The organism is Novosphingobium nitrogenifigens DSM 19370 (genome assembly GCF_000192575.1).
Taxonomy (GTDB): Bacteria; Pseudomonadota; Alphaproteobacteria; order Sphingomonadales; family Sphingomonadaceae; genus Novosphingobium; species Novosphingobium nitrogenifigens.
On record NZ_GL876935.1, the window covers coordinates 325,727 to 335,537 of the forward strand.

Sequence of the window (9,811 nt, forward strand, 5' to 3'; positions counted from 1 at the left end):
TCTAGAGCGGCCGATCCGATGCAATCGGAACGGATTTCGCTCTAGTCGACACTGTCCTTGCGATAGGGCGTATGCTGGCCCAGCAGGAGCTGATCCTGCGCCACGCCGGCCCGTTCCCGCTCCAGAAAATCGGCAACCGCGCGCCGGAAACCGGGATCGACGATATGGTGAGCCGACCATGTCCGCACCGGTTCATACCCGCGTGCCAGCTTGTGCTGGCCTTGCGCCCCGGCCTCGACTCGAGCCAGCCCCATGGCAATGGCCGCGTCGATCGCCTGATAATAGCACAGCTCGAAATGCAGGAAGGGCTTGTCGACGACAGCGCCCCAATAGCGGCCGTAAAGCGTATCGCGGCCGATGAAATTGAGCGCCCCGGCAACCGTCTGGCCGTCGATGAAGGCCAGCACCAGCAGAATGCGATCGGCCATCCGCTCTCCCATCAGGTCGAACGCGGATCGCGTGAGATAGGGCCGCCCCCATTTGCGCGCGCCGGTATCCTGATAGAATTGCCAGAACGCATCCCAGTGCTCGGGCCTGATCTCCGCCCCCGTCAGCGCACGAATGACCACGCCTTCCTGCGCGGCGGCGCGCTCCTTGCGCAAGTTCTTGCGCTTGGCCGACGAAAGAGCGCCGAGGAAGTCTTCGAATCCGGCGTAGTCCCGGTTTTCCCAGTGGAACTGAAGATCCGATCGCAAGAGCCAGCCCGCCTCTTCGAACAGGGGAACCTGATCGGGGGCGATGAAGGTCGCATGGACCGACGACAGCCCGTGCTGCGCCGCGATCTGCTCGGCCGACGACAGCAGCGCCGGGGCAAGATCCGGCCGGTCGCCGAGCAACAGGCGCGGGCCGGTTGCGGGCGTAAACGGCACGCTGATCTGCAATTTGGGATAATAGTCCCCGCCCGCCCTTTGCCATGCATCGGCCCAGGCGTGGTCGAAGACATATTCGCCCTGGCTGTGGGACTTGAGATAGGCGGGCAGCGCTGCCGCCGGACGGCTGCTTTCATCCTCGATCACGATCGGTAGCGGCGTCCAGCCGCTGCGTCCGCCGACGCTGCCCGATTCTTCGAGCACAGAGAGGAACGTGTGACCGACGAAGGGATTGTCGGCACCTGCCAGCCGATCCCAGTCCTCCGCCGCGATCGAACCGACCGAGGAATGGATCCGCGCTGTCAGGCTCATCGGGCAACGGCCTTTCCGCGACGGGCAGGTTCGACGCCCGCGCCTTCGGTAATCGGCGCATCAGCATGGCGCGCCGCGCGTTCGGCCCGTTCGGGCGTATCGACAGTCCAGGTCAAGAGCGGCATCCCGCGCCGACGCTGGGCCGGAGCGAAACCGCCCGGCAAGTCATCGATGTCATAGGCCAGGAAATCGGGACGGGCCCGCCACAACGCCAGATGACGTCGCGCCCGCGCGCCCAGCGTGCGCCACCCCGCCTCGGTCATCACCAGTCCGCGCACGATATGGGGCGCATAGCGATAGAACCATGCCGGAACCCGGGGGTCGAAACTCATGATCGCGACCGGCCCGACATAGCCTTCGAGTGCGCGCCGCACGGCAAGGCACAAGGGCGTCGCCCGCGCACCGGGGGCGATTTTCACTTCGATGAGCAGGGGCACTTGCCCTGCGACCTGTTCGAGCAAGGTGCGCAAGGTCGGGATCGTGTCGGAGCTGCCCCGAAGCACGATCGTCGAAAGAGCAGCAGCATATTCCTCGGCCAGCGGACCGGTGCGATCGGTCAGGCGATCGAGTGTTTCGTCGTGAAAGACGATCGCCTGTCCGTCGTGGCTGCGCTGAACATCGCACTCGATTCCCAGCCCCGCCGCGATCGCCGCGGCGAAGGCCGAAGAGCTGTTTTCGACTGCACCGCCGCCATCGCGGGCGTCATGCAACCCACGATGGGCATAGACGGCCCGCCTCAGCCAGTCGCACCGCCCCGCAAGCGGGGCGGGCGCGAACAGGCGATCAAAGAGGGCGAAGAGCAAATACAGCATCGACTTCCACCGCAGCGCCGAGCGGCAGCACCGGCACGCCGACGGCACTGCGCGCATGGGTGCCCGCATCGCCGAACGCCTTGACCATCAATTCCGAAACGCCATTGGCGACTTTGGGCTGATCAGTGAAGTCGGCCGTCGAGCTGACGAAAGCACCGAGCTTGACCACGCGCGCGACCCGGTCGAGCGAACCGACCGCCGCCTTGACCTGTGCCAGCAGCATGAGACCGCAAGCCTGCGCGGCAGCGTAGCCGTCCTCGACGCTGACGTTTTCACCCAGACGCCCGGTCACCAGCTTGCCGTCGATGAAGGGAAGCTGCCCCGAAACGTGAAGCAGGCCGCCCGCTTCGACGGTCGGAACATAGGCCGCCACGGGGGCTGCCGCCTTGGGCAGGACGAGACCGGCTTCGGCCAGCTTGTCAGCGATGGTATCGGTCAGGGTATCAGTCATCGTTGTCTCCATGGATATGCGCCATGACCCAGGGCAAGGCCTGCGCCCATGCGTCGATACGCGCATGGGCATGCCCGGCCTGGTGAGCGCAAGTGATGTGGGGGGCAAGCAGCGGCTCACCACACAAGTGCAGGCGGCGCACATCCGGCGCCACTTCGAATACCGAGGCGTGGTGCTGCGGCAGATCGTCGATGAAAATCGCCCGACTGGGACGATATTCATCGAGAATCGCGCGCAGGGCCGGTCCCTTGGGGCCGGTATTGGTGAAAACGCGGGCATGGATGCCGTGATCGGCAAGCTGGCGCGTGCGCGCGTCGCGACGATCATCGCCCAGATTGGTGAGGATCACGACATCGGCATGGTCGGCCATGGCATTGATCGCCTCGACCGCGCCCGCGATCGGATGCTGCCGATACATCTCGGTATCGAAGAAGAGGTTGAGCAGGCGCCAGATTTCTGTCGGCTCGACCGGGCGTCCGTCGGCATGGCGCATGGCCTTGCCGAAATCGTTGTCCCGCATCGTGAAATCGATGCCGTGGCACTCGGCCAGCCATTCCTTGTACGGTGCGACCATGTGCAGCAGCACTTCGTCGCAATCGCTGATCACCAGCGGGCGGGTCATCTCAGGCTCTCCCAGGCGGCGGCAAGAACGTGGGGCGGAATATCGAGCGCAGCCGCCGCCGCGACAAGATCCGCTTCATGATTGGCGAGGAATTCGAGGACGGCTCCCTGGATCGCGGCATCCCCCAGCCCGGCCCGCAAGGCATCGGGCGTCAAACCCGTCAGGGCCAGGAAACGCGTCGCCCGCGCCTCGTCCCCGAGCACGAAAACGAGCGCGCGCAATGCAATCGCCTGCGGATCGGCGGCAGGGGAATTTTCGCGGATGATTGCCAGAGCCCTTTCCGGTGAATAGATCGGCAACCGTTGCCCCCATGATGCACCCAACGGATGCATGACGGGGTCGGCACCGATCCTGCTCACTCCTGTACGGTTGCTCCGTGGCAAAAAGAATTCTGGTTGTCGAGGACAACGACCTTAACCGCAAACTCTTCGGTGACCTTCTGGTGGCCAAGGGATTCGATGTCGAAACACTGGCCGACGGGCACGCGGTGATCGAACGCGCGCGCGATTTCGCCCCAGACCTCGTCATCATGGACATTCAACTGCCCAATATCTCGGGTCTCGAACTGATCGAGGCGCTCAAGGGCGACGAAACACTGGCGCAGATTCCGGTGCTGGCCGTCACGGCCTATGCGGGCAAGGGCGACGAGGAACGCATCCGCGAAGCCGGTGCGGAAGGGTACCTGGCCAAGCCGGTCTCGATCACGCCGTTCCTGCTGGCCGTGGGCAAGCTGCTTCCCGCCTGATTTTCACGGCACCGGAACGTCACGGGCCCGTCATTGGGCAGGCGGCGCAAGGTCGGGCAGCACATCGTCGAGCGCGGCCCGGTCGGCCGCTTCCCCACCCATGTCCGCTCCGGCATTGGCAACGACAAGCGCGCCCGTCCCGCGTTCGGGAAACAGAACGGCAATCGCGTACCAGCTCGTGTCCGACCCGGCGTGGACCAGCACCGGCCCCGCCCGCCCGGCATATTTGCGGGCGACTTCCCACCCCATGCCGTATCCGCAGCCTTCGCGCGCCACCTGCAGGCGGCGATACCCGGCGCGGGACAAGAGGCGCCCCTGCCCGCGCGCGCCGTCGAGTTGATCGAGGCAGAACCGCGCCCAGTCCTCAAGACTGAGCACGAGATTCCCCGCAGGCGCGAAAAAGAGCGGATTGCCTTCAAGCGCCCCGGTCGCATGGCCGTGGCGGTGCCCCTGCACTTCGCCCGGGACAGTCGTGCCGAACCGGACCCGGTCAATGCCGAGCGGCGCAAAGACCTCGTCGGTCATGAGATCCTCATAGGATCGTCCGCTCGCCCGCTCGGCCATCGCTACAGCAAGAAGATAACCGGTGTTGCTGTAGGCAAAGGCTCCGAGAGGGCCGACGGGGCGATCCTGCATGGCGCGGGCGACATAGGACAGCCGCTTTTGCGTCAGGCTTCCGGGTCCGGAATCGCTGAAAAACACCGCGCGCGCGCCCGGATCCACCAGATCGTGCGGCAATCCGCTGCGGTGGCCGAGCAAGTCGGCAAGGCTGGCCCGGCGATATTGCGGCAGGCTGGTCGCCGCCAGTTCGGGCAGCACGCGATCGACGCGATCGTCCCAGTGGAGAACGCCGCGCTCGACCAGCCGGGCAATCATCGTCGCGGTCATCGCCTTGGCATCCGAACCGATGTGCCAGAGATCGTCCGCCCGCACCGGATCGTCCCCATCGATCCGCCGCACCCCGCGCACGGCGAGCGCGGCGACATGCCTCTCGCGCAAGACCGCAAGCCCCATCGCTGGAACCGCCCGCCCCGCCATCGCTCTTTCGAGCACGCCGCCCGGGTCCTGCGCCCGCGCAGCCACGACCGGCATGACGAGCGCCGCGACAACCGCGATCGCGCGCCATCCAACCTTCGCTCGCATTCCCGGCCGCTTCATCGTTTCATCCGATGCCATTGCCGCGCGGCACTTGACAAGCGGGCACTCTGGCCGCTTTTCCGCCGCAATCGTCTGGCAGGGCCATCCTGCCTACCCGGAGAAGCTCATGGATCGCGCCGACACCAGCGCCAGGATTGCAAGTGTGCTTGCCCCTTTCAACAAAAAGGGCATCACCGTTACCGACGGAACCTCGTTTGCAGGCGACCTTGAATGGGACAGCCTGACCGTGATGGACTTCGTTGCCGCCATCGAAGACGAATTCGACATCATCATCAGCATGAACCAGCAGGCCGAAATCGAAACCTTCGGACAGCTGGTCGATGCCGTGACCAAGCTCAAGGGCTGAACCCCGCCATGACCGAACCCGCAACGACGCAAGCGCCGGTCGCGTCCGGCGATCTTTTCGACAAGTTCGACGGCATCATCGAAACCCGCCGCGCGCTGCTCGCGACCGGTGTCGAGGATCCGTTCAACCTGGTCATGGAAAAGGTGCTGTCGCCGACCGTGGCCATGTGCAACGGCCGCGAAACCATCCTGCTCGGCACCTACAACTACATGGGCATGACGTTCGATCCCGACGTCATCGCGGCAGGCAAGAAGGCGCTCGACGAATTCGGTTCGGGCACGACCGGCAGCCGCGTGCTCAACGGCACTTACGCCGGGCACCGTGCGGTCGAGGACGCCCTGCGCGACTTTTACGGCATGGAACACGCCATGGTCTTCTCGACCGGGTACCAGGCCAATCTCGGCATCATCAGCACGATGGCGGGCAAGGGCGACTATGTCGTGCTCGACATCGACAGCCACGCGTCGATCTGGGACGGGTGCAAGATGGGCGACGCCGAAGTCGTGCCGTTCAAGCACAACGACATCGACGCGATGGAAAAGCGCCTGCGCCGCATTCCCGAAGGCGCGGGCAAGCTGGTCGTCCTCGAGGGCGTCTATTCGATGCTCGGCGACATCGCTCCGCTCAAGGAAATGATCGCGATCGCCAAGTCCTATGGTGCGATGGTCCTTGTCGACGAAGCGCACTCGATGGGCTTCATCGGCCCCAACGGGCGCGGCGTTGCCGAAGACCAGGGCGTTCTGGACCAAGTCGATTTCGTCATCGGCACGTTCTCGAAGTCGGTCGGCACCGTCGGCGGTTTCTGCGTCTCGAACCACCCCAAGTTCGAGATCCTGCGCCTCGTCTGCCGTCCTTACGTCTTCACCGCCAGCCTGCCGCCGAGCGTGGTCCACACCGCCGCGACCTCGATCCGCAAGCTGATGCATGCCGGGGACAAGCGCGCCCACCTTTGGGAAAATTCGCGCACGCTCCACGCCGGACTGACCGAGCGCGGGTTCAAGCTCGGCACCCAGACGCCGCAGAGCGCGATCATTTCGGTGATCATGCCCGATCTCGAACGCGGCGCGGCGATGTGGGAAGCGCTTCTGCACGAAGGGCTCTATGTGAACCTCGCCCGTCCGCCGGCGACTCCGGCCGGCATGACGCTGCTGCGCTGCTCGCTCTGCGCCGAACATTCCGCAGATCAGGTGCAGACCATCATCGGCATGTTCGAACGCGCCGGGAAAGCCACGGGCATCATCTGATGCACGCGCGTCGTGCGCAAAGGAACGGGGCGCTGATCGGCGGAATGCTGATCGGCGCCCTCGTCGTTTCACCGGCGTTCGCAGCCCAAAGCACGCAAGCGCCGACGCCGGTCCCTGTCGCCACAACGGCCGAAGCCCTGCCGACCGTGGCACCGGACGCGGTAAGCGCGATGAGCAGCGCCCCCTGCCCGCCTGGTCGATCCGCATCGGCCGACTGGCCTGCGATGTGCCGCTACCGCGACGCGGACCGCGCTCTCGGATTTCCACCTCGGGCCATTTTCATCGGCGACTCGATCACCGAATGGTGGCTGACGACGTCGCCAGGCATGTTCGCGGGGGGGATCGTCGATCGCGGCATCGCCGGGCAGACAAGCCCTCAGATCCTCTTGCGGTTCTATCAGGACGTCGTCCGCCTGCACCCGCGCGTGGTCCACATCATGTGCGGCACCAACGACGTGGCGGGCAATACCGGCCCGACCTCACCCGAAGACTATGCCAACGCGATCACGGCCATGGCCGACCTTGCCAAGGCGAACGGTATCGGCGTGGTCATCGGCTCGATTCCGCCGGCCTCGGCCTTCAACTGGCGCCCCGGCTACCGTCCCGCCCCCCAGATTGCCGCGCTCAACACCTGGCTCAAGATCTTCGCTCTCCAGCGAGGGTTCGTCTTTGCCGATTATTACGCGGCCATGGTCGGCCCCGACGGAGGCATGAAACCGGGCCTTTCTGGCGATGGCGTCCATCCCAATGCCGCCGGATATGCCGTGATGGAACCGATCGCGCACGCCTCGCTCGCGGAAGCGGAACGCCGCCTTGGCGAGGCCAACGCCGTGACGGCGCCCCGACAGATTCCACCCGAACGCCGCCGCTGATACCGGCACACCGCCCCGGCACGCCTAATTGATGGTGATGATCCCGTTGACCGCCCGGTATTCCTGCGGCCCGATCAAGTGGCGATGGGCAATGCGGATGGAATGAAGCGCCGCCTCGATGTCCCGCCGCCAGTGGTCGAGAAACCGTTCGAGGCGGGGAAAGCGCGGCGCCACATCGTATTGCTGGAACGCGAACAACTGCAACAGGCTGGGATGATCGGGCATGTAGTAATGCACTTCGATCGTGGTCAGGCCATAGCCTTCCAGTTGCCGGATGAAATCGTGGCTCGCCATGCGCTTCCCTCCTTTCGGAACAAGGAACCTGGCCGGGCGATCCGCGATCAGGCCCCAAAAATCCGCAAACAACAAAGACCGCAATACCTTGATGCGAGGATCGCATGAAAACGATCCTCGTCAAGAACCTGACTCTTCGTGTTCAAAAAAGAGAAAAGTGAAAGACTTTCACCCCGGAAGCGAAGTGACCATATCGCAATGCTTCTGCGAAGCCGCTCCCGAACCGCCCAACATCGCCGCCGCGACGAAACCGGCAATCACCAGCACGACGAACCCGATCGACACCAGCCCGAGATACTTGTCGACGAACTGCTTGATCGGCGCCCCGAACAGACGGAACAGCACCCCCACGATCATGAAGCTGATCGACCGGCTGACGAGGCTTGCCAGCAGGAAAGTTCCGAACGGCATACCGATGAAACCGGCAGTAATGGTCAGCAGCTTGAACGGGATCGGGGTCGCCCCCTTGATGATGATGATTTCGACCCCGTATTCCCGCAGATAGCACGCAGCCTTGGGAAAACTTCTCGCCAGATGCAGCACTTCGAGCAACTGCGCGCCGATACTGGCATAGAGGAAATGCCCGATCGCATAGCCGAGCATCCCGCCCGTCACCGAACCGATCGTGGCAAAGGCAGCGAACCGCACGGCCTTGCGCGGCTGCGCCAGACACATCAGCCCGAGCAGGGGATGCGGCGGAATCGGGAAAAAGCTGGCTTCCATGAATGCGAACAGGGCCAGCCACCATTCGGCATGGCGGTGCCCGGCCTTGGCCATGGTCCAATCGTAAAGGCGACGCAGCATCACGGCTCCGCTTCAAGTCAGGGTTTCGTCGGGTCGCGTGCTTAGAGTCTGATTTCCAATTCGCCAAACGGCGAATTCAGAAGCTGCCCTGGCAATGCGATCGCGGAAGCGCCCCCCGAGGCCATGTCGCAAAAATTGCCAAAACCATCCCCATCGCGCACGATTATTCCCCAGAATGGCACTTCGGCAATTTTGCGGATGTCGCAAAATGTGTCGCAACCATTACAAAACATGCATCGCCGAATGGTAAATAGCGGCTTCAATTCTTATCAAGCACTATCGAGCAAACTTCAATTCATTGTTTTAAAACGATTAAATTAATCTCCAAAAGAACTCAACCAAGGCCCGAACGAAGGGATTTCTCCACATCGGCACATCCTCTCCCCCTTGAAGGGGGCAAACCGGGTATTGTGTCTGCTCCATGACAGGATTGCCACAGGCAGGACACACCGTTTTCCTGCAAAGACCACGCCAAGAGTTGCCGAGTTGCAACAGTGTACGCATGACTGTGCTTGCAGGTCTTGTCCGAAAACGGTAGATGTGCGCAACGACGTGGCACGAATTACCTAAAAAAGGGGAAACGATAATGCGGAAACTGGTCCTGGGCCTTGCCCTGGCGACAACCGCCATGGCAACTCCTGCCTTTGCCCGTAGTGGGCAGTGGTATGTCGAGGTCGAGGGTGGCGCGTCCATTCTCGAAACTGAAAACAAGGCAACCACCACCGGCCACGACGGCACGCTGGAGCACAACACCGGCTGGACCGTGAACGGTCAGCTCGGTTACGATTTCGGCATGTTCCGCCTTGAAGGCCAGGTCGGCTACCTGGACGCTGGCAACAAGACGCTCAACGTCGACAACCAGACCATCACTGCGGTCGGCGGCAGGACCCACGGGTGGAAGTCGATGCTGAACGGCCTCGTCGATTTCGGCCCCGACAACGGCCTTCAGGGCTATGTCGGCGGCGGTCTGGGTGTAGCCCGCATCCGCCAGACCATTCCGAACGACGACTACATGATCTACCAGTCGCGCACCAAGTTCGCGTGGCAGCTGATCGCCGGCGTCCGCGCCCCGATCTCGAAGCACTGGGACATCGGCGCGCGCTACGAATTCTTCAATGTCGACGGCCTGAACTATGCCGGCCTCGGCAACCAGTGGACCGGCACCAACGTCCACAGCCGTCTGCGCACCCACAACATCATGGGCACGCTGACCTACAACTTCGGCGGCAAGACCGAGGAAGCGGCTCCCCCGCCGCCCCCGCCCGCTCCGCCGCCGCCCCCG

Annotated in this window: 13 protein-coding genes; 5 read left to right on the forward strand and 8 right to left on the reverse strand. The window is 63.7% G+C overall.

Features of this window, described 5'->3' with window-relative positions:
- Positions 1-41 precede the first annotated feature (41 nt).
- Genes Y88_RS17670 through Y88_RS17690 form a run of 5 tightly spaced genes read right to left on the reverse strand, consistent with a single transcriptional unit; the run spans position 42 to position 3,425 of the window.
- Positions 42-1,181: a GNAT family N-acetyltransferase gene (locus Y88_RS17670; RefSeq protein WP_008071746.1), complete on the reverse strand. Its 1,140-nt coding sequence runs from the start codon at positions 1,179-1,181 to the stop codon at positions 42-44.
- Positions 1,178-1,993, reverse strand: coding sequence for a glycerophosphodiester phosphodiesterase family protein (locus Y88_RS17675; protein WP_008071747.1), 816 nt, complete (start codon positions 1,991-1,993; stop codon positions 1,178-1,180). Before Y88_RS17675 ends, Y88_RS17670 begins: the two co-directional genes overlap by 4 nt.
- Positions 1,965-2,444: a RidA family protein gene (locus tag Y88_RS17680; protein ID WP_018075571.1), complete on the reverse strand. Its 480-nt coding sequence runs from the start codon at positions 2,442-2,444 to the stop codon at positions 1,965-1,967. Before Y88_RS17680 ends, Y88_RS17675 begins: the two co-directional genes overlap by 29 nt.
- Positions 2,437-3,066, reverse strand: a complete 630-nt coding sequence (locus Y88_RS17685; protein ID WP_008071749.1) for an HAD family hydrolase — start codon at positions 3,064-3,066, stop codon at positions 2,437-2,439. Before Y88_RS17685 ends, Y88_RS17680 begins: the two co-directional genes overlap by 8 nt.
- Positions 3,063-3,425, reverse strand: a complete 363-nt coding sequence (locus tag Y88_RS17690) for a DUF3572 family protein (RefSeq protein ID WP_018075570.1) — start codon at positions 3,423-3,425, stop codon at positions 3,063-3,065. Before Y88_RS17690 ends, Y88_RS17685 begins: the two co-directional genes overlap by 4 nt.
- A gap of 17 nt (positions 3,426-3,442) precedes the next feature.
- Between Y88_RS17690 and Y88_RS17695 the strand changes: the two genes are divergently transcribed.
- Entirely contained in the window at positions 3,443-3,811 is a 369-nt protein-coding gene (locus Y88_RS17695) for a response regulator (RefSeq protein ID WP_008071751.1), read from the forward strand.
- Positions 3,812-3,841: 30 nt separating this feature from the next.
- On the opposite strand, the gene Y88_RS17700 is transcribed toward Y88_RS17695, so the two are convergent.
- Positions 3,842-4,954, reverse strand: a complete 1,113-nt coding sequence (locus Y88_RS17700) for a serine hydrolase domain-containing protein (protein ID WP_232281135.1) — start codon at positions 4,952-4,954, stop codon at positions 3,842-3,844.
- Positions 4,955-5,075: 121 nt separating this feature from the next.
- Between Y88_RS17700 and Y88_RS17705 the strand changes: the two genes are divergently transcribed.
- From Y88_RS17705 to Y88_RS17715, 3 genes are read left to right on the forward strand one after another with little or no spacing between them, the layout of a single operon-like run.
- Complete coding sequence (locus Y88_RS17705) at positions 5,076-5,315, forward strand: acyl carrier protein (RefSeq protein ID WP_008071755.1); 240 nt, start codon at positions 5,076-5,078, stop codon at positions 5,313-5,315.
- 8 nt (positions 5,316-5,323) lie between these two features.
- Positions 5,324-6,559, forward strand: a complete 1,236-nt coding sequence (spt, locus tag Y88_RS17710) for a serine palmitoyltransferase (RefSeq protein ID WP_008071756.1) — start codon at positions 5,324-5,326, stop codon at positions 6,557-6,559.
- Positions 6,559-7,431 (forward strand): GDSL-type esterase/lipase family protein, encoded by an 873-nt coding sequence (locus tag Y88_RS17715; RefSeq protein WP_008071758.1) that lies wholly within the window; start codon positions 6,559-6,561, stop codon positions 7,429-7,431. Before spt ends, Y88_RS17715 begins: the two co-directional genes overlap by 1 nt.
- 24 nt (positions 7,432-7,455) lie before the next feature.
- Here the strand turns inward: Y88_RS17715 and Y88_RS17720 are convergent, their stop codons facing one another.
- Entirely contained in the window at positions 7,456-7,725 is a 270-nt protein-coding gene (locus Y88_RS17720) for an usg protein (RefSeq protein ID WP_008071760.1), read from the reverse strand.
- Between the two features lie 168 nt (positions 7,726-7,893).
- Positions 7,894-8,529, reverse strand: coding sequence for a YqaA family protein (locus tag Y88_RS17725; RefSeq protein WP_018075568.1), 636 nt, complete (start codon positions 8,527-8,529; stop codon positions 7,894-7,896).
- A 586-nt stretch (positions 8,530-9,115) separates the two neighbouring features.
- Here Y88_RS17725 and Y88_RS17730 point away from each other — a divergent pair.
- Positions 9,116-9,811, forward strand: a 696-nt coding sequence (locus tag Y88_RS17730) for an outer membrane protein (protein ID WP_040702660.1), incomplete at its 3' end; no start/stop codon positions are given.